Below are 20,658 nucleotides of genomic sequence, written 5' to 3' on the forward strand. Positions count from 1 at the left end.
CCGTCAAGGAAGAAAGCACCTCAATAACAGGAATGTCTTCCATGCCGCGCCACTTCCAGCGTTCCCCCTTGCCCCTCGCCCTGGCGATCAACCTGGCCAGCGTTGCCGCGCTGAGCCTGGCCCTGTGCAGCCCGGCTGCCGCGCAAGAGGCGGCGCGTTATGCCATCGCCGCGGGGCCGCTCGGCCCGGCGCTGAACCTGTTCGCCCAGCAGGCCCATGTGGCGTTGTTGTTCGACAGCAAAACCGTCGCCGGTTTGACTACGGCTGGCCTGCACGGTGAGTTCCCGATCAACCAGGGCTTTGCCCAACTGCTGAGCGGCAGTGGTTTGCAGGCTGCGCAAGGCGCCAATGGCTATGTACTGGTGCCGGTCAACACCAGCGGCTCGCTGGAACTGGGGCTGACGTCGATTACGGGCCTGACCGAAGAACGCAGCACCGAGCACGTCAAGGGCTACGTGGCCACGCGTAACCTGAGTGCTACCAAGACCGACACGCCGATCATCGAAACCCCGCAATCGCTGTCGGTGGTCACCAGCGATGAGATCCGCGATCGGCAATCGGAAACCCTCTCGCAAACCCTTGACCTGACGCCGGGGTTCACCAGCCAACCCACCAGTTTCAACCGCACCTCGGACCGTTTCCGCATTCGCGGCTTCGACGTGGAGTCGGCCACCGGTGGCTCCCTGCGCGATGGCCTGCGCCTGCAAAACAACTCGTACGATGGCGTACAGGAACCCTATGGGCTGGAACGCGCCGAGGTGATTCGCGGCGCGGCGTCGGTACTGTACGGGCAGCTCTCGCCCGGCGGGTTGATCAACACCGTGAGCAAGCGCCCCAGCCAAACGCCTTACCATGAGCTCAACCTGCAGGCCGGGCAGAACAACCGTAAACAACTGTCCGCCGACTTCACCGGCCCGCTGGGCGACAGCGACACCCTGAGTTACCGCCTGACCCTGCTCGACCGCAAGAGCGACACCGCCGCCGACCATATCCGCAACGACAAGGTCTACGTCGCGCCGGCCCTGACCTGGCAGCCCAACGACGACACCTCGCTGACCTTGTTGTCGTTCTACCAGAAGACTGAAACCGGCTTCTCCGCGCCCCTGCCCTATCAACTGACCAAGGGCGTGGGCAGCGGCCGGTTCCAGATCGGCCGCCACGACTTTATCGGTGAACCGGACTACGACGAAATGAACGGCGAGATGTCGGCGCTGGGCTATGAGTTCGAGCACCGTTTCGATGAGCACACGCGCATCAGCCACAAGCTGCGCTACTACCAGTCGGACGTGACCTGGCGCTACCTGCAGGTCAACATCGCCGGCAACAACATCGCCACCGCGCAGACCACCGGCCTGCTGCGCCGTCAATACAGCGACCGCGAAGAACGCTCGCGGGGCCTGGCCAGCGACACCCATATCGAAAGCAAATGGCAGTTCGGCGACTGGCAGCACACCTTCCTGCTGGGCTTCGATGGTTACGACACCAGCTACGACTCGCATAACTTTCGCGGCACCGCACAGCCGTTGAACCTGGCGACCTATCAATATGGCCAGCCGGTAGTGGTCAACACAAACCCCGCCACCGACCGTGGCTCGCAGATCGACACCCTGCAAAAAGGCATCTACTTCCAGGACCAGATCAAGTTCGACGAACGCTGGATCCTGCTGTTGGGCGGCCGTCACGACTGGGCCGACCAGCACACCGAACTGTTCCGCAACGGGGTCGACAGCGGCAAAAGCGATGAAGCCACCACCTGGCGCGCCGGCCTGGTGTACAAGGCCGACAATGGCCTGGCGCCCTACATCAGCTACAGCGAATCGTTCTTTCCGGTGGCCGGCACCAACAAGGCCGAAGAGAGCTTTATTCCCACCGAAGGCAAGCAGTATGAAATCGGTATCCGCTATCAACCCGAAGGCAGCGCCACGCTGTTGAGCGCGGCGGTGTATCAGTTGGAACAGCGCAACGTGCTGAGCCAGGACCGCACCGACCTCAACTTCTCGGTACAGGTCGGCGAGGTGCGCTCGCGTGGTTTTGAACTGGAAGCCAAGACCGAAGCCACCCCCAACCTCAGCCTGATCGCGTCCTACGCCTACATCGACGCGCGCATCACAAAAAGCGATATCGCCAGCGAAATCGGCCAACGCAGCGAAGACACTCCCTATCATCAGGCCGCCCTGTGGGCCGATTACCGCCTGGCGGCACTGGGTATCCCGCACCTGCGCATCGGCGGCGGCGCCCGCTACAAGGGCACCACCCAAGCCTCCGGCGTACCCTCGTCGATGCCCGCCTACACCCTGTACGACGCTCGCGCCAGTTATGAGCTCGACGAGCATTGGGAGGTCGCAGTCAACGCCAATAACGTCACCAACAAGCGCTACACCTATTGTGAATTCGCGATTTGCCGGTATGGGGATGAGCGGCAGTTGATCAGTTCGTTGACGTATCGCTGGTAATCGGGCTGGAACAAACCCCGTTGACATTCATAGGGCCAAACAATAAAGGCGCTCCAAAGAGCGCCTTTATTCATCGCGACATTACTGCTCGCTGATGGATTTCACCTCAGCCTTGGCCGCACCGCCAATCGCAATGCGCTTCGGCTTGGCTTCCTCCGGTACCACCCTGAGCAAGTCGATGCTCAGCAAACCGTTGGAGAGCTGTGCGCCCTGCACTTCGATGTGGTCGACCAGGCGGAACGACAGGCGGAACGCGCGCTGGGCGATGCCCTGGTGCAGGTAGGTGATGTTTTCATCGTGTTCACGCTTGCCACCGGCGACGGTCAACACACCTTTTTCCACCTGGATCTCCAGGTCGTCCTCCACCAGGCCGGCGGCTGCGATGACGATCCGGTAGTGGTCATCACCGTGCTTCTCGACGTTGTGAGGCGGATACGTGGTACCGGCCTCGCTGCGAAGCGCCGATTCGAAAAGGTCGTTGAAACGGTCAAAGCCAACAGAATGGCGGAACAGTGGGGCCAACGAGAGAGTAGTAGCCATTGCAAAATCTCCTGAGTTTTCTCCAAGTGATTTGATACGCGACCCGTATTCGGCATCGCGTAAAACCTAAGTAGGTTCAGGCGAAAAAATTTCAAGCGGCGTCCCTAAAAATTTTTTTGCAGGGCTCTGATCCCGTGAATACAGGCCACAGCACCGACGGATGAGCAGTGCCGCGAGCAATCTTCCAGGGCCGCATAGCTAAACGGCAGTTCCTGACTAGACTGATGAGCGCACAGACTTGGTCATGGGAATCGTTGGATGAGTGAAGTAAACGCACGGGCCGGCATGTTTTCCAGCCCGTGGCGACATCGAGAACTGTTGGTTTCCATGGTTCAGCGGGAAGTGATTGGTCGGTATCGCGGCTCCATCATGGGGCTGTTGTGGTCGTTCCTGAACCCTCTGTTCATGTTGCTGGTGTACACCTTCGTGTTCAGCATGATGTTCAAGCTGCGCTGGCCTCAAGGCAGCGGTTCCAGGAGCGAATTCGCGCTGCTGGTGTTTGCCGGCCTGCTGGTGTTCAACGTGTTCGCCGAATGTGTGGGCCGTGCGCCCGGCCTGATCATCGCCAACGCCAACTACGTCAAAAAAGTCATGTTCCCCCTGGAGATCCTGCCTTGGGTGGTGCTGGGCGCGGTGCTGTTCCATACCCTGGCCAGCTTATTGATCTGGCTGGTCTTCCACCTGCTGTTTTTCGGTTTTCCGCCCCTGACCAGCCTGCTGCTGCCCCTGGTGCTATTGCCGCTGGTGCTCTTTACCCTGGGCATTTCATGGCTGCTGGCCTCGCTGGGGGTTTACCTGCGCGATGTCGGCCAGATAGTTGGCGTATTGACGACGGCCTTGATGTTCGTCTCCGCGATTTTTTACCCGGCCAGCGCCTTTCCGCCGGCCTATCAAGGCCTCCTGCGCCTCAACCCACTCACGTTGGTGGTCGAGCAAACCCGTGACGTGCTGTTCTGGGGCGTCTTGCCCGACCCTCTCACTTGGGTCTGCGGCCTACTCGCGGCCGGGGGCGTAGCCTGGCTGGGGTTCAGCTGGTTCCAGAAGTCTCGTAAAGGATTTGCCGATGTGCTCTGACATCGCCGTACAAACGGCCCACCTGAGTAAGAGCTATCACATCTATGACACGCCCAGGGATCGTCTGTGGCAGCTGTTGTCCCGGGGTAAAAAGCATTTTTATCGCGAGTTCTGGGCGCTGCAGGATGTGTCACTGACACTGCGCAAAGGCGAAACGGTGGGGATCATCGGCCGTAACGGCAGTGGCAAATCGACGTTGCTGCAACTGATCTGCGGCACATTGAGCGCCACGTCCGGCAGCATTCACAGCCATGGGCGCGTGGCCGCGTTGCTGGAGCTGGGGTCGGGTTTCAATCACGACTTCACCGGGCGCGAAAACGTCTATATGAACGGCGCGGTGCTGGGGCTCAGTCGTGCTGAAATCGACGCGCGTTTTGCCCAGATTACTGACTTTGCCAATATCGGCGACTTTATCGACCAACCGACCAAGACCTACTCAAGCGGCATGCTCGTGCGGTTGGCCTTTGCGGTGGCCGTGTGCGTACAGCCCGACATCCTGATCGTCGATGAAGCCCTTGCGGTGGGTGACGCATCGTTTCAGTTCAAGTGCCTCAATCGCCTGGAGGCGCTGACCCAGCAAGGCACCACGTTGCTGTTCGTGTCCCATGACATGGGCATGGTCAAACGCTTTTGCAATCGAGTCATTTACCTGCGCGAAGGCCGGGTGCGCGCCAGTGGGTCTCCCGAAGAAATGGCCGAACTCTATCTGCTGGAAATGCGCGACGAACAGCGCCGCTGGGCCAGTGGCGGTGCGGTGCCGGTCGCTCCCAAGGCGTTTCTCGACAAACAAGGCGGCATCGCCTTCGGCACCGATGAGGGGCATATCGTGGCCGCCTGCTTTACCAATACCGACAGCCTCTATTCGAGCTTTGTGTACGGCGAAACCATCCAGATATGCATCCAGGCCCAGGTTCGCGACACCATTGAGTTGCCCTCCATCAGCGTGACAATCCAGGAAGCCCGGCTGCTGGTGATCGGCGGCGCCAACCTGCCGCTGCAGATGGAGGCGGCGCACGATGGCTGGCGCAAGGCGACCATCACCGTCCACTTCCCCGCCGCCCTCTCGGCGGGCAAATACCACATCACACTGAAACTGATGAACGGCCACAGCGAAGAAACCGCACAGCTCATCGAGAAGCAGGTCGCGCTGCTGGCGTTCGACACCCTGCCCGGCACCAAGGACTTCCTTGGGTTCGTCGACCTGGGAATCGAGGCCGGTCACGCCCTGCAAACGAGCACTCTGGGGGAGCGCCAATGAGTCGCGCGTGGCAGGTAGGGATCTTCGGCACGTTCGATGTCGCCAACTATGGCGACTTGCTGTTTCCCATCATCGCTGAAGTGGAATTGACCAGGCGCCTGGGCGCGGTAAAGCTCCATCGGTTTTCCTATCACGCAAAAACCCCACCCGAATGGCCGTACGAGGTCACCTCACTGACCGCTTTGCCGGACATCGCCGGCGAGTTGGATGGCGTACTGATCGGCGGCGGTTTCATTATTCGCTTCGACAAAGTGGTTGCCACCGGCTATTACCCGCCGGATGCCTCCATTCACCACCCCACCGGTTACTGGCTGACGCCGGCGCTGATCGCCTTGCAACACGCAATCCCGCTGATCTGGAATGCGCCCGGCATGCATTGCAACGAGATTCCGTCGTGGGCCGTGCCGCTGGTGAAGCTGAGCCTGGATCACAGCCCGCATATCCGGGTGCGGGATGCACTCTCGCAGTCAGCCCTGGCGCAGGTGTCGCCGACCGCCCAGGTCGAGGTGCTCCCCGATACCGCCTTCGGCCTTGCGCGGTTGCTCGACGTGCAAGCGCCGTCGGCCGCCTTCCTGGCACTTCGCGCCAGCGCCGGGCTGACTCAACCGTATCTGGTGGTGCATGCGATGTGGGGGTTGGACAGCTTCCTGCACCTGTGGCGAACCCATGCCGGATTGTTCGAAGACTTGCAGCTGCTGCTGTTGCCCATAGGACCGGTGCTGGGCGACCACGAAAGCGTTCTGGGCGAGGGCCTGGAACGCTCGCGATGCCTGCCGTTCTGGCCTGATCCTTTGCTGCTGGCGGAACTGCTGGCCCATGCCGAGGGCGTCATCGGGCACAGCTATCACTTGGCGATCAGCTCACTGGTGTTTGGCGTGCCGATCTTCTGCTCGGCGGACCTGGGCACCGGTAAATACACCGCGCTGCCCAGCCATGGGCGCATCTTCCAGATACGCCGGGACCAGCCCATTGAGCCGCAGTGGTTTCGCGCCCAATTGGGCAGGCAGCCCCTGTCCCAGGTCACCGCCCACGCGACGGAGCAGCTCGACGCACACTGGGACCGCGTGGCCGAGCTGATCCGTGAAGGCCCGAGGTCGACCCCAGCCGCGCTCAACCGTTATTGGCAAGGCTTGCCTGGGGTACTCGAAGACCTGCATGCACAGGTCCAACATCAGGTCGCCGAGCGGCAAAGCGACCACGCGCAACACCAACACGCGCTTGAAGCGCTGTACCGCTCCAACTCTTTCAAGCTGACGGCGCCGTTGCGCCACATCCGCCGTACCCTGACGAAATGGCTGGGAGCCCTTCGACATGATTGACCTGAGCAAACTGAGCGCCAATCGCTTGAAAAGCGCGCCTTATTCCTGGGCGCAGATCGACGCGCTGTATAGCCCCGAAGACGCCAAGGCACTGGCCCGAACCTACCCCCACGACCACTTCAAGACGGTATCGGGCTACGGCGGGGCAAAGGATTACGAATACGAGGCACGGCAATTGATCGCCATGGGCAGCCACGAGGTGGTCAACCCACAGGCCCTGAGCCGCGCATGGCTGGCATTGAGCGACAGCCTGCGCTCGGCGCAGTACCGCCATGCGATGTCCACATTGACCGGCCAGGACCTGAGCCACGCGCCCATGGAGGTGAATGTCTTCCATTACGGCCCTGGCGCCAACCTGGGGCCCCATCCCGACCTGGACGACAAACGGGTCACGCACATTCTGTATTTCAACGAGACATGGAACCCCGCCGACGGCGGTTGCCTGCAAATCCTCGGCTCTGCCGACCCTGCCGACGTCGTCGCCCAAGTGCCCCCCGTGATCGGCAACTCGGCGGTCCTGGTGCGCGCCGACAACTCGTGGCACGCGGTTTCGCGAGTCGTGGATGGCTGTCGGTCCTCCCGGCGCAGCGTGACCGTGACCTTCTACCGTCCAGGCTCACGCAGCTCGATGTGGCCGGCCGATGACCCGACACCGCTGCACCCTTACAGTGAACCGAACAACGCAACGCTTGTGTAAAGGACGCCCCCATGGACAAGGACAATCTGGCCACACTTGAGCGCGAAAACGCACGGGTAGAACGCGATGCGGCCATCAGGGAACGAGACGCGGCGATTGCCTACATCGCAATGCTGAAAAATACCCGCTCATGGCGCATTACCCGCCCCTTGCGCACGCTGCTGCATTGGCTCAAGTACAAATCCAGGCACACCGAACCCGACACCCTGGAATTCCTGCGTGCTGAAGATCTCCCCTTAAGTCCCATCGCGAAAGCTACCCAGCCATCCTTGCCGGACGAATCGCCGACAGAGGCCCGCTTCGACATTCTCTGTTTTGCCAATATCGACTGGGCCGCACGCTTTCAGCGCCCTCAGCAACTGATGAGCCAGTTTGCCCGGCATGGCTACCGTGTCTTCTACATCGTCCCCTCCCGCAGCGCCGAGCCTGGGCATGCCTACAGCAGCGTAGAAGTGGCGCCTGGCGTGTTCGAGGTTGCGTTGCGGCGCGATGAGTTCGTGGACTGCTACAACCAACGCCTCACTGAAAACACCCTGCGGGGCTACACAAAGGCGATCGATGCGCTGGCCAGGGACCTGCGTATAAAGACTGCGGTTTCAGTGATTCACCTGGCCTTCTGGGCCCCGCTCGCGTACCAACTGCGCAACGATCACGGCTGGAAAATTCAGTACGACTGCATGGATGACTGGGTTGGCTTCCCGGGTATCGGCGAGGTCTTGCTCGAAGAAGAACAAACCCTGGTCAAGCAGGCCGATTTGATGACGGTCACCGCGGCCTTGCTCCAGGAAAAATGGGCCACCGCGAGCGACAACTGCCTGCTGCTGCGCAACGGCGTGGATTTTGAGTTCTTCGAACGCAACTGCGTGCCCAACAACCTGCTGGCGGACATCAAGCGGCCTTTGATCGGCTTTTATGGCGGCCTGGCCGAATGGGTGGACCTGCCGTTGATCGCGGCCATCGCCCGGCAGCGGCCGGACTGGAACTTCGTATTGATCGGCGACCTGTTCGTCAAAGACCTGGCCGGGCTGGACCGCCTGCCCAACGTGCATTTGCTCGGCAGGAAGCCCTATGCGCAGATGCCGTTGTACCTGTACCACTTCAATGCCTGCCTGATCCCGTTCCGCTTGTATAACGTGACCCATGCGGTCGACCCGGTGAAGTTCTACGAATTCATCAGCGCAGGCAAACCGGTGGTATCGGTGCCGCTGGAAGAAATGAAGATCTACCAGGACTTCGTTTATTTCGCCAGCGAACCGCGGGCCTTCATCGAACAGATTGAGTGCGCCCTGAACGAGACCGACACCCGCGCCGCCACCGAACGCGTGGCGCTCGCCAGCGCCAATGACTGGCATCATCGCTTCGAAACCAATCTGAACGCGCTGACGGCCTTGCATGCGAAAGTGTCGATCATCGTGGTCACCTACAACAACGTCGAGCTGACCCAAGGCTGCATCCAGAGCCTGTTGCGCAATACCACCTACCCCAACTACGAATTGATCATCGTCGACAACGCCTCTTCGGACGATACGCGCAACTACCTGCGTTACCTGAGCCGCACCCAGGCGAATGTCACCGTCGTGCTCAATGACCGCAACCTCGGCTTCGCCGCCGCGAACAACCAGGGGCTGCGCCTGGCAACCGGTGACTGCCTGGTGCTGCTCAATAACGATACCGTGCTACCCAAGGGGTGGATCGACCCCTTGTTGCGCCACCTGCAAGACCCGCAAATTGGCCTGGTCGGCCCGATGACGAACGCGGTCGGCAACGAAGCCAAGGTGGACGTCGACTATGTTGACCTTGAACACATGGAAGCCTTCGCCGACCGCCATGTCGCACGGCACCGCGGCCGCACCTTCGATATCAGCATGCTCGCCATGTTCTGCGTGGCCATGCGCCGCGAGGTGTTCGAGCGCATAGGCCTGCTGGACGAAGCATTCGGCATCGGTATGTTTGAAGATGACGACTACAGCCGGCGCATCCAGGCGGCCGGGCTGAGGACGGTTTGCGCCCAGGATGCATACATTCATCACTATGGGCAGGCCTCGTTCAAGAAGCTGATCGCCAGCGGTGAATACCAGGCGCTGTGGGACAAGAACCAGGCCTATTTCGAGAGCAAGTGGGGTAAATGGAAGCGCCCTGAACCCCGCCTGCAATCGCGCGCGCGCTGACCAACCGGAGGATGACATCGTGTTCAAGCGAATCATGAAAAAGCTCAACGCCCAGCCGGAAGCGGTCAGCGCCGACAAGCAAGTCACCGCCGATCATTGGTCGGAGAACATGGCCGGCTCCGACGCATTTTCCGCGGATGTGTATTGGCTCGCGGTCCCCGCCGTACAACAGCGCCATCAGCACAAAGCGACTGCCGGCAGCGGCCACCCTGGCTGGGTGCAGTACTGCCTCAAGGAGTTTTTGGGCCACTCGGTTTCCGGCGCGCGGATGCTGAGTATCGGTTGCGGCACCGGCACCCTGGAGCGAGAGCTCTACAAGCTCAACGCCTTCGAGCAGTGCGATGCCGTGGACATAGCGCCTGGCGCACTCGACGTTGCCAGAACCGAGGCGCTGGCGATCGGCGCGTCGAGCATCAACTATTCATTGTGCGACATCGAACAGACGGACCTGCCCGGCAACTGCTACGACGCGGTCTGGTTCAATGGCTCGCTGCACCACATCCGCGAACTGGAAATCGTCTGCCAACGGGTTCGCCACAGCCTGAAGCCCGGTGGCTGGCTGTTTTTCAATGAGTACGTCGGGGCCAATCACTTTGCCTTTGATGCGCAACAATGTGCGGCCATCAGCCATGCGTTCGGCTTGATTCCAGAACCGTTTCGCCGCTCATTCGTCAAGGGTTCCTACGGCCAGGTGCAACAGGCCGTGCCATTACCCGACCCCATCGAAGTGGTGAAGGTCGACCCCTCGGAAGCCGTGCGCTCCGCCGACATTTTGCGCGTGGTGCAGGAGCACTTCGAGATTCGCGCGCTGAACCGCTGCGGCGGCTCGCTCCTGCAATTTCTGCTGCACGGCATCGCCGGCAACTTCACGCCGGATAATCCACAGTCGCTCAGGGTGCTGCAAATGTTGTTCGACATCGAGGACGGCCTTATCGAGTCGGGCACGCTGAAAAGTGACTTCGTGGTGGTCGCCGCATCGCCGGGGAAAACCGCATGAAACGGCCCGCGCCATGCTGATCGATCGACGCCCCTCGCGGCTTAGCCGCTGGCGCGCGGCATACCATCGGCTGCCGTTGCCGGCCAGTATAAAAAAGCTGCTCGCCGCGATTTATCGACGGGTGTTGCTGGGCGCTGTGCGCGCCATACGAAATGCCATGAACGCAGGACAAACCTTTATCAGCCCCTCACCGGTGCCGCAGCCCCAACAGGCAGGGCTGGCCGACTACATCATCTGGGGCGCCATCGACTGGGACTTGCGCCACCAACGCCCGCAACAACTGGCCCAGGCACTGGGCGCCACGGGGCGCCGGGTGATCTACGTGTCGTCGTCGTTGATCGATGCGCGCCATGCCGGCTTTGAACTGGCGCCGCTGGATGAACAGGGCCGGCTGTTCCAGGTCAGCCTGTTCGCCCATGGCGCGCCGCGTATCTACGCCGGTGCCCCAAACGCGGCGCAGGTTCACCAATTGCTGCGCAGTATCGGTGAGGTGCTGCTGTGGTCCGGATCTACCCGTGTTATTTCATTGGTGCAACATCCCTTCTGGTGCGACATCGCCGGTGAATTGCCCGACAGTCGATTGATCTACGATTGCATGGACCATCACCAAGGGTTCGACGACAACGCCCCGGACATCCTGCAGCTTGAGCGGCGACTGGTGCGCGACGCCGACCTCCGGCTGTTTACCTCCGACTGGCTGGCCCGGCAATGGCCGGCCCAGCCACACGAACCCAGCGCTATCGTCCGTAACGCGGCTGACTTCGCGCATTTTTCCAGCCCCCCGGCGTCGGTCTATCGGGATCGCCTGCAACGCCGGGTGATCGGCTATTACGGCGCCATTGCCGGTTGGTTCGACGCCGAACTGGTAGCCAGCATCGCCGAGGCCTTTGCACAGCATGTGGTGCTGCTGATCGGTGCCGATACGGCCGGGGTGCAGGCACGCTTGCGCGGCTGCCCGAACGTCGAGTTCATGGGCGAAGTGCCCTATGGCGCCCTGCCCTATTACGCGCATGGTTTCGACGTGTGCATCGTGCCGTTTCGCGTGACGCCGCTGACGCTCGCCACCAACCCGGTAAAGGTTTACGAGTACTTGAGCGCCGGCAAACCGGTGGTTTCGGTGGACCTGCCGGAAATGCAGCAATTTGGCGCGCTGGTGCAGGTCGCCAGGGATACGCCTGGGTTTATTGCCGCGATCACCCAGGCACTGGCACCCTCCACCGCCGAACACCTCGCTCAACGACAGGCGTTCGCGGCTCAACAAACCTGGACGCACCGCGCCGATGCGCTCATCACCCTGGCCGAACACCGCGACCACGCCGCGCGGGTCAGCGTGATCGTCGTGACCTATAACAACCTGGCATTGACCCGCGCCTGCCTCGAAAGCCTTGAGCGCCACCGCGAAGGCATCGCGCTGCAGATTATCGTGGTGGACAATGCCTCCAGCGACGCCACCGCGGACTTCCTGGCGCAGTGGGCCGCCGACAGCGGGCACAGGGTCATCCTCAACCCGGACAACCGAGGCTTCGCGGCAGCCAATAACCAGGGGTTGGCGGTCGCCACCGGCGATTATCTGGTGCTGCTCAACAACGACACCCAGGTGACTTCAGGCTGGGCGAGTACCTTGCAGCGGCATTTGCAACGTAACCCTGAACTCGGCCTGATTGGCCCGGTGACCAATAATATCGGCAATCAAGCCAAGGTTGATGTCACCTACACCAGCCTGGCGCAGATGCCGCAAGCGGCTCGACGCTTTACCTGCCGGCACCTTGGCGAGCGTGTCCGGCAGCCGACCCTGGCGTTCTTCTGCGTGATGATGCGGCGCAGTACCTACACGCAAATCGGCCCGCTCGACGAGGTGTATGGCCGAGGCTTTTTCGAAGATGACGATTACTGCCGACGTGTCGAACACGCCGGCCTCGCCTGCGCATGCGCGCGCGATGTGTTCATTCATCACCAGCTGTCGGCCTCGTTCGGGCAAATAAACCAGAGCGAACGCCAGGCACTGTTCGAGAAAAACAAAGCGATCTACGAGGCCAAATGGGGCCCATGGGTGCCCCATCAACATGAATAAGGCCGCGACGACGTTGCGCGCACCACTGGCCTGCGGCAACGTCGCGCTCATGAATGAAGTTTAGTGGCATCAAAACGCGCCTCCCAAGAGTGTTGCAAGGCAAACGCATGGGCCTCATCCGCGTCACGTTCACAGCACAAGGCTGCCTCGGCCAGCGCCGCAAGATCGGTCAGCGAATGACTGATAAACACACCTGGCAGGTCTGAGCGGCAGTGCATTTCGCCAAAGTCGGTGGAGATCACGGGCAACGCCAGGGCGCGGTATTCGTAATATTTGATGGGGTCGACAGAGGCGGTGAGTACGTTCGGTTTGAAGGGGATCAACCCCACGTCGAACTCAGCCATGGCTTGCAGTGCCGCGCCATGATCACAGGCGGGCAGCAAGACGACGTTAGGGGGTAGCTGATGGGCGGCCGGCTCGAACACGGGGCCGATCAAGCGGATTTCGTCGTGGGGCCTGGCCAGGGCCAAGGCGGCTACCCAGCCCCAGTCAAACCAGAAGGCCATCGTGCCCACATAGCCGAACACCTTTCGCGTGGAGGACGTCGGCGCAGGTTGTATGCCGAGCACTGCCGCCAGATCCAGACCGTTATGCACCAGGTGCACATCGTCCCGATAACCGCGCCATTGCGCATTAATGCCAGAGCTCGACGCCCAGATGACATCCACTCGCTGAGCGATCAACCGCTCCCATCGCGCCAGGGACGCGCGCGAAAAACCGGTGTAGAACGCCGGAAAATCGTCCATGGCGTCATACAGCGACGGGCAATGCGGCAGACGCTGCAACAGCAACCCCGCCAGCGCCGACGGCTTGCCGACCACCAGCAAGGTGGGCGCCTCGCGCGCGAAACCTTCGATCAAGCTCAAGGCATGCCGCCACACAAAACGGTTTACCCAGCCTGCCCCCAGTAGCGGCTCAATGGGCAACCCGCCCGGCTTCAAAACCGTGAGCCAGGCGGGCGTTGGGCTGGGTGGCTGAACAACTGGGGATGCGCGCAGACGCCGCAGATCGCTCCACTTGGGCAGCCGCGTGGGGTAAGGGTCCACCCATAGCACCGACACGCCCGTGCGGCGGTGAAGCCAGTCGACAAACTTATGTGGCCGCTGAGCGAAGCTCTCCCAGGGTAGCGGCGAAAGGATGACTACGCGGTTCAAACAAAGTGCTCGCGCAGGGCGTTGACGATACGTCCGGCCGCCTGCCCGTCGCCATAGGGCGAAATGCCGAGCGCCATGGCCCGATAGGCCGATTCATCATCAAGCAGGTGCTGCACGGCCTCAATAATGTGATCGCCGTTCGTACCAATCAGTTTTACGCACCCCTGTTCAACCGCCTCGGGTCGCTCGGTTTCATCCCGCATGACCAGTACAGGCTTACCCAGTGCCGGGGCTTCTTCCTGCACCCCGCCCGAGTCGGTCAGGATCAGATAGGCGGCTTGCATGGCGGCGATGAAGGTCGTGTAATCGAGCGGCGCGCAGAGCCTGAAATTGGGTATCCCGGCCAAACACGCATGCGCGACCTCCTTGATATTCGGGTTCGGATGCACGGGGTACAGGAACTGCACCTCAGGGTTGCGCTCGGCCAGGGTACGCAATGCCCGGCAAATATCGAGAAACGGCGCGCCGAAATGTTCCCTGCGGTGAGAGGTCACCAGCACCAGGCGTCGGCTGGGGTCAAGATCAAGGTTGAGCGCCGGCGCCCTGGCCGCTGCCGTGAGCAGGGCATCAATCACCGTGTTGCCGGTGACCACAATATCTGCAGCGCAGACGCCCTCTTTCAACAGGTTTTGCCGGGCGCTTGCCGTCGGTGCAAAGTGCCAACGCACCAACCTGCCGGTCATCACACGGTTGGCTTCCTCTGGAAACGGCTGTTGCATATCCCAGGTGCGCAGGCCGGCCTCAACATGACCCACCGGTATACGGTGATAAAAACAGGCCAAGGCGCAGGCCAGCACCGACGTGGTATCGCCCTGTGCCAAAACGGCATCGGGCCGCTCTTGCAGGAGCACGGTGTCCAGGTCGAGCAACAAATGGGCGATCAAGCTGGTGAGGGTCTGATTGGGCCGCATCGCGTCCAGGTCGATGTCGGGTTCGATCCCGAAAGACACCAGGATCTGGTCCAGCAGATGACGGTGTTGCGCCGTGGCAAGTACACGCACATCCACCCAACGTTCTTTTTTCAGGGCTAAAATAACCGGGGCCATTTTGATCGCTTCGGGACGAGTCCCGACAACACACAAGATTTTTTTCAGAGACACGTCGAGCCTATTTCCATATTCAGGGAGTAGCTGAATAACTGCTGAGGTTCGTGACTCAACTGAATTCAAGCCATTGCACGCACATTCCGCTGTGCTTAAGCAGCATAGACACAGAACGCGCTTCCTGCCCGATAGCGCGACGCGCTTTCCCAGATCGGAAAGGTTGCCCTATTTTTTGCTCAGCGCACCGGCCAGGCGCTGCATGGCGACTTCGATTTCATGGGCGGTCAGGGACGAGTATCCCAATAGCCAACCGTGTTTTTTCTCTACGCCGGCATAGAGCCGACTGAGGCCGGGCAGTTGCACGCCCACGCGGGCAGCCTGGCGGATGGTGTTTTCTTCCGACCAACCCTCGGCCAGCAAACAGGGAATCTGCAGCCCGCCCTGGGGGCTTAAGGCCGTGACAATTGCGCCAAGGTGCCGGCCGATCGCATCCAGCATGGCTGCACGGCGCGCGGCGTAGAGTTTGCGCATGGCGCGGACATGCGCGTTGTAATGGCCGTCTTCCATGAAGCGCGCCAGGGTCAGTTGAAGGCTCTGCGGTGTGTGGCCGTCCATGATGCTGCGTGCGTAGGTGAAGGCTTTGACCAACTCAAGAGGCAGCACCATGTAGCCGATACGCAACCCCGGATACAGGGTTTTGCTGAAGGTACCGAGGTAGATCGTGCGTTGATCGTTGTCCAGGCCCTGCACGCACGCAATCGGCAGCCCGTCGTAGTGGAACTCGCTGTCGTAGTCGTCCTCGATGATCCACTTGCCATGCTCGGTCGCCCAGTTGATCAGCTCGAGTCGACGCTCCAGCGGTAAGGTCGCACCGGTGGGGTATTGATGCGAGGGCGTTACATAGACGCAATTGGCACCGCTGCGATCGGCCCGCAGCAGGTCCGTGCGTATGCCCTGAGCATCGACATCGATGGGCACCACGTTGGCCTCGGCGGTTTCAAAGGCCTTTTTGGCACCGAAGTAGCCCGGGTTTTCCAGCAGGATCGGTTTGCCGGCGTCCACCAGCAACTGGGCGCACAGGAACAGGGCTTGGCGCGTGCTGCTTAACACCAGGATCTGCTCAGGCGAGCATTTGGCCCCGCGCTCAAGGTTCAGGTACGTGGCGATTGCCTTGCGCAGAGGCTCGGCGCCTTGGGGGTCGCCATGCAGCAGGACATTGGCCTGGTAATCCTTCGTGACCTGGCGTTGCAGGCGCTCCCATATCCGGGTGGGGAAGGTTCGGGTTTCCGGCAACCCGGTGGCAAATGCCTTGATGACTTGTTGATCGTTAACGCCACCGCTGTTGAAAATCATCCGCCCGCGCTGGCTCAGGCCCGCCCCCGGCGGCGCCTCGCTGTGCGGGGCGCCTTGCACGTTCGTGCGCCGGCGCGCAGCCCCGCGCAATTCGGCGCCGACCGCCGCGGATACGTAGCTGCCCGAGCCCTCGCGCCGCACGATGAAACCGTCACGGTGCAAATGCACATAAGCGTTCTCGACCGTGTCGCGGGCCACGCCGAGCGTCTTGGCCAGGACCCTGGACGCCGGCAACTTCAGGCCTGGGCCGAGGGCACCTTCAAGGATCAAGGCACGCAGGGCGCGCTGGATCCGCTGATGCAAGTCCAGCCTCTGAAACTCGTCATCGTTGAGGCGTATCTGCAACGTTTCGAGTTCGAACGTATTTGCCATGCGGTCTGCCCTGCGTGAATAAATTGGCCGTAAATGACAGGCCAGTTTATCCGTAGACTTTGCTCATCGCCATTTGCAAGGAGCAACGTAACGCCATGTCTTCGTCACCCGCCAACTCATCTGTTCGCCTCAGGGATCTTATCCATCCGATTGTCGCCGCGCTGATCTCGGTCATCGTCAACTATGGCGGTACCTTCATCCTGGTGTTCCAGGCGGCCAAGGTCGCGGGGCTGAGCCCTGAGTTGACCGCTTCGTGGGTGTGGTCCGTATCGATTGGCGTGGGGGTGACCGGGCTGTTGCTCAGTTGGGTCGCGCGCGAACCGATCATCACCGCCTGGTCGACGCCTGCGGCGGCGTTCCTGGTCGTCGCCCTGGCCACCACGCCCTATGCCGAGGCGGTGGGCGCGTACATGATTTCGGGCGCGGCCTTCGTGCTGTTGGGCGTGTCGGGCTATTTCGAGAAAGTCATCCGCCTGATCCCGCCAGGCGTGGCCGCAGGGCTGCTGGCCGGCATCCTGTTGCAGTTCGGCATCGGCGCCTTTGGCGGCATGAGCGTCGAGCCGACGCTGGTCGGGGTGCTGATTGTTGCTTACCTGCTGCTCAAACGCTTTACCGCGCGCTACGCAGTGGTGGGCGTGCTGGCGCTGGGCCTGGTCGTTTTGCTGATTCAGGGACGTTTCGATGTGTCAGGGCTTGGGTTGCAGTTTGCAGCCCCCGTGTTCACCCGGCCTGAGTTCTCGCTCAATGCCTTGCTCAGCGTCGCGTTGCCGCTGTTTCTGATCACCCTGACCGGCCAATACATGCCTGGCATGCTGGTACTGCGCAACGATGGGTTCCGCACCAGCGCCAATCCAATCGTGGCCCTCACCGGGCTGGGTTCCTTGCTGATGGCACCGTTTGGCTCCCACGCGTTCAACATCGCAGCGATTACAGCGGCTATCTGCACCGGCAAGGAGGCGCACGAAGAACCCTCCAAGCGCTGGATCGCCGGCATCGCCGCAGGCGTGTTTTATATTCTGGTGGGGATTTTCGGCGTGACCCTCGCCGCGGTGTTCATGGTCTTCCCGGCCGCCTTCATCACAACCCTGGCCGGGCTCGCCCTGCTGGGCACCCTCGGCGGCAGCCTGGCCGGCGCCATGGTCGACGCCAAATCCCGCGAAGCCGCGCTGATAACCTTCCTGGCGGCTGCCGCCAACATTACCGTGTTCGGCATCGGCGGGGCGTTCTGGGGGTTGTTGATCGGGCTGGTGGCGTATGCCGTGCTCAACGGCCGCTTGCCACGTCGCGAGGCGGGTTCCGATGCTGCGCCAACGCGCGGGTGAAATAGCAGAGGTCGGTGCAACGCAGTGCGTTGAGACGGGTAGCCATAGAGGTCTGCTTGATGTGGCCTTCCTGGTATCCGGCAGGTTAACGCACGTTGGCGGCACGCCAGGCTCGACTGCCGCAGCCGGATCACACATCACAGTCATCGACTGGAAAATAGAACCCAGCCCAACGAGAAGGGTCTGCTCCTTTATCAGAACCTGGGAATACATCGAATGTCCGCGCAACATAGCCTAGTGATACTTGCTCGGGGAGGCTACGCCGCTCGGGGGCTGCTTTATTTGATCATCGGTCTCTTCGCACTGCTGGCAGCGCAGGATTCGACAAAACCCAAAGACAGCCATAAGAGCCTGGAAGCACTGCTAAGCCAACCATTTGGCTATTTTTTAGTGGGGCTGGTGGTGGCGGGTCTGCTCGCATTTGCGGCGTGGCGCGTGCTGCAAGCTACGCGTGATGTCGATCATCACGGCAAAGCACTCAAAGGCCTGGTGATTCGTGCAGGCCTGTTGGCGGGAGGTCTGGTCAACGGCGCTCTAGCGTTCTTTGCATTGGGCCTGCTCATTAGCGGCATTGAACGTTCGGGTCATTCCGGTGGGCAGTCCAAAGACTGGCTGGCGCATGTCTTGTCTTGGGATCACTCGAATTTGATGCTGTACCTGATCGCACTCATTCCGCTGGGCGTCGGTATTGCTCACATCATCAAGGGATGGAAGGCGTCGTTCGAGAAATATTTTGAGGCCGATGAAGACGTCATGCGGTATGTCCGCCCTGTATCTCGATTCGGTCTAGTTGCCCGTGGGGTCGTGTTTATAGAGATTGCGCTGCTGCTGGCAATCAGCGGCTCCACTTATCAAGCCATGGACCCACCGGGGATGAAGGAAGCACTGAACGCGCTGCAAAACCTACCCGCTGGTTGGTTGATTTTGATGGTGATGGCATCAGGGCTGATAGCTTTCTCGGTTTATAGCTTCTCGCAAGCCTTCTGGCGCAAGATCAACATGGATGTGCCGGGAATACCGAGACCCTAGTGCCAGCCATCGCCGTACAAGCCCGTTCGGATCACGAAAGTTAGTCGGGCTGGATTGGGTTGTCAAAGCGTGGCAAAGCAATGACTTGTAGGAAAAGGAGGCGGCAACAGTCAGCTCACGGACCCGTGACCTCTGTGTTTAAATCGCAGAATGTCCACGTAAACATGCGGCCAGTGATGCATTCCAACCGGCGCGGTCGGAACCTGTACCGGCACCAGAACACCTCCGCCCGGTAGAGCAGAAGCTCCGCCCTTCTCCAGCCCACTCAAGATTAATCAAAAGTGACAAATTCATAAATTCGCCAAAGCTTTCAGGCTCTGATAGTCCTATACACTCAGCCTACTCACGCACGCTGCCAGTCGATTGACATTGTAGTGGTCAACTAATCCCGGACACGACGTTAAGTTTTTCCTCGGACCGCGCTGGGGCCAACCCATCGTTGAATTGATGAGGCCTAATCCAGTTATAGCGATGCATCAAAAAATGGCTGATATCGCGCTGTGCTTCCTGCGCAGTTCGATAGCCCACGGTCGGTATCCATTCTGTTTTCAAGCTGCGAAATACGCGCTCCATCGGTGCGTTATCCCAGCAGTTTCCTCGTCGGCTCATGCTCTGGCGCATGCGGTATCGCCACAACCGCTGGCGAAAGAGTCGGCTTGCATATTGCGATCCCTGGTCCGAGTGGAATAGCAGATCCGAAGGCCTGCCACGCTGCTCGTAAGCCATATCCAGCGCTTTGATCACCAGCTCAGCGTCTGGCTTTTCCGACAGCGCCCAGCCCACGATCCGACGCGTACAAAGATCCAGGACGACAGCCAGGTAATGCCACTTTCCTTGCGCCCAAATGTAGGTGATATCGCCGCACCAGACTTGATTGGGCGCTGGCACGTCGAACTCGCGGTTCAATGTGTTCGGGATATCCAGTCTTTCTACTGTTGCTCGTTTGTAGGCATGGGAGCCAGGTTGTTTGCTGACTAAATCAAGCTCGCGCATCAAGCTACGCACTTTGAATCGACCGAGTTGCTCACCGTCTTCACGCATCAGCGACAAGATGCTGCGACTGCCCGCAGAGCTGCGACTTTGCGAGAACAGCTCACTGACGCGACTTCGCAATCGAAGCCGTTCAACATCGGGCGTGCGGCGCCGCAGGCGCTGGGCGTAGTAACACGAGCGCGTGACGTCAAACACCTTGCACAGCCAATCAACCGGCTCATGTGCACTCAACTGGTCAATCAGCGCGAACGCTCGTGATCTTCCGACATCAAGAGCGCGGTAGCCTTTTTTAGTATTGATTTCTCTCGCTCAAGCCGAGCAATCCGGGCTTCCAGCTCCTGAATTTTTTGCTGTTCCGGAGTCAGAGCCTTGCTCTGCGGGGTGATGCCTTTATGTTCTTTCTGAATCTGGTCAACCCAGCGGCGCAATGCCGACTCACCAATGCCGAGTGAACGGCTGGCTTCGATGTAGCTGTAGTTTTGTTTGAGCACGAGGTCGGCAGCCTCGCGTTTGAATTCAGGAGTAAAGGAGCGGCGTTGTTTGGTCATCTGACACCTCGATCTGGCGAGCATTCTCGCCTAAATGGGTGTCCGGTTTCATTAGACCACTACACACTGAGACGCTGATAGCCGAGATTTGGGCCCAATAGCGCCCGATCCTCTGGGGCTGGCTTGTCCAGCTCTGTGTTCGGGCCTTCTTGTTTATGGAACACGGAAGTTGCAGCAGCTCTCGCCACCGAAGCCCTTTCGGACTTACCCAGACCTCGTTGCGTTACTGATTGAACGCGGTATGGGCATCGCCAACCCAGCCCGTTC

General features: G+C 60.6%; 15 protein-coding genes. 10 read left to right on the plus strand and 5 right to left on the minus strand.

From position 1 onward, the window contains the following. The first annotated feature begins 41 nt into the window (after positions 1 to 41). Positions 42 to 2,453: a TonB-dependent siderophore receptor gene (locus KSS96_RS19675; protein ID WP_017527765.1), complete on the plus strand. Its 2,412-nt coding sequence runs from the start codon at positions 42 to 44 to the stop codon at positions 2,451 to 2,453. An 81-nt stretch (positions 2,454 to 2,534) separates the two neighbouring features. Here the strand turns inward: KSS96_RS19675 and KSS96_RS19680 are convergent, their stop codons facing one another. Continuing rightward, complete coding sequence (locus tag KSS96_RS19680; protein WP_065877722.1) at positions 2,535 to 2,993, minus strand: Hsp20 family protein; 459 nt, start codon at positions 2,991 to 2,993, stop codon at positions 2,535 to 2,537. A 258-nt stretch (positions 2,994 to 3,251) separates the two neighbouring features. Here KSS96_RS19680 and KSS96_RS19685 point away from each other — a divergent pair, with 258 nt between their 5' ends. From KSS96_RS19685 to KSS96_RS19715, 7 genes are all read left to right on the plus strand, one after another. After that, positions 3,252 to 4,067 (plus strand): ABC transporter permease, encoded by an 816-nt coding sequence (locus KSS96_RS19685; RefSeq protein ID WP_017527763.1) that lies wholly within the window; start codon positions 3,252 to 3,254, stop codon positions 4,065 to 4,067. Beyond that, positions 4,057 to 5,325, plus strand: coding sequence for an ABC transporter ATP-binding protein (locus KSS96_RS19690; protein ID WP_068935583.1), 1,269 nt, complete (start codon positions 4,057 to 4,059; stop codon positions 5,323 to 5,325). The genes KSS96_RS19685 and KSS96_RS19690 overlap by 11 nt, the downstream gene beginning before the upstream one ends. Continuing rightward, complete coding sequence (locus KSS96_RS19695) at positions 5,322 to 6,644, plus strand: polysaccharide pyruvyl transferase family protein (RefSeq protein ID WP_135196147.1); 1,323 nt, start codon at positions 5,322 to 5,324, stop codon at positions 6,642 to 6,644. The genes KSS96_RS19690 and KSS96_RS19695 overlap by 4 nt, the downstream gene beginning before the upstream one ends. Beyond that, on the plus strand, positions 6,637 to 7,341 hold the full coding sequence (locus KSS96_RS19700; RefSeq protein ID WP_065877728.1) for a 2OG-Fe(II) oxygenase family protein: 705 nt from the start codon (positions 6,637 to 6,639) through the stop codon (positions 7,339 to 7,341). Before KSS96_RS19695 ends, KSS96_RS19700 begins: the two co-directional genes overlap by 8 nt. Before the next feature lie 11 nt (positions 7,342 to 7,352). Beyond that, positions 7,353 to 9,509, plus strand: a complete 2,157-nt coding sequence (locus KSS96_RS19705; RefSeq protein WP_065877729.1) for a glycosyltransferase — start codon at positions 7,353 to 7,355, stop codon at positions 9,507 to 9,509. A 19-nt stretch (positions 9,510 to 9,528) separates the two neighbouring features. Further along, positions 9,529 to 10,506, plus strand: coding sequence for a class I SAM-dependent methyltransferase (locus tag KSS96_RS19710; RefSeq protein ID WP_223494586.1), 978 nt, complete (start codon positions 9,529 to 9,531; stop codon positions 10,504 to 10,506). Positions 10,507 to 10,663: 157 nt separating this feature from the next. Then, positions 10,664 to 12,577: a glycosyltransferase gene (locus tag KSS96_RS19715; protein ID WP_225913297.1), complete on the plus strand. Its 1,914-nt coding sequence runs from the start codon at positions 10,664 to 10,666 to the stop codon at positions 12,575 to 12,577. Positions 12,578 to 12,624: 47 nt separating this feature from the next. On the opposite strand, the gene KSS96_RS19720 is transcribed toward KSS96_RS19715, so the two are convergent. From KSS96_RS19720 to pdxR, 3 genes are all read right to left on the minus strand, one after another. Then, positions 12,625 to 13,443 carry a glycosyltransferase family protein gene (locus KSS96_RS19720; RefSeq protein WP_223271397.1) on the minus strand — a complete coding sequence of 273 codons (819 nt, stop codon included), beginning with the start codon at positions 13,441 to 13,443 and terminating at the stop codon, positions 12,625 to 12,627. A gap of 284 nt (positions 13,444 to 13,727) precedes the next feature. Next, positions 13,728 to 14,831: a non-hydrolyzing UDP-N-acetylglucosamine 2-epimerase gene (wecB, locus tag KSS96_RS19725; RefSeq protein WP_304650857.1), complete on the minus strand. Its 1,104-nt coding sequence runs from the start codon at positions 14,829 to 14,831 to the stop codon at positions 13,728 to 13,730. A 168-nt stretch (positions 14,832 to 14,999) separates the two neighbouring features. Further along, positions 15,000 to 16,499, minus strand: a complete 1,500-nt coding sequence (gene pdxR, locus KSS96_RS19730; protein WP_065877735.1) for a MocR-like pyridoxine biosynthesis transcription factor PdxR — start codon at positions 16,497 to 16,499, stop codon at positions 15,000 to 15,002. A gap of 95 nt (positions 16,500 to 16,594) precedes the next feature. Between pdxR and KSS96_RS19735 the strand changes: the two genes are divergently transcribed. Further along, positions 16,595 to 17,821, plus strand: a complete 1,227-nt coding sequence (locus tag KSS96_RS19735) for a benzoate/H(+) symporter BenE family transporter (RefSeq protein ID WP_065877737.1) — start codon at positions 16,595 to 16,597, stop codon at positions 17,819 to 17,821. 216 nt (positions 17,822 to 18,037) lie between these two features. Beyond that, a complete protein-coding gene (locus tag KSS96_RS19740; RefSeq protein WP_017527752.1) occupies positions 18,038 to 18,850 on the plus strand; it encodes a DUF1206 domain-containing protein in 813 nt (270 codons plus the stop codon). 378 nt (positions 18,851 to 19,228) lie between these two features. On the opposite strand, the gene KSS96_RS19745 is transcribed toward KSS96_RS19740, so the two are convergent. Next, a protein-coding gene (locus KSS96_RS19745; RefSeq protein WP_217854995.1) for an IS3 family transposase occupies positions 19,229 to 20,391 on the minus strand; the annotation gives its coding sequence in 2 pieces (ribosomal slippage) (positions 19,229 to 20,136 and positions 20,136 to 20,391; 1,164 coding nt in all). Positions 20,392 to 20,658: the final 267 nt, after the last annotated feature.

Source organism: Pseudomonas asgharzadehiana (assembly GCF_019139815.1).
Lineage (GTDB): Bacteria > Pseudomonadota > Gammaproteobacteria > Pseudomonadales > Pseudomonadaceae > Aquipseudomonas > Aquipseudomonas asgharzadehiana.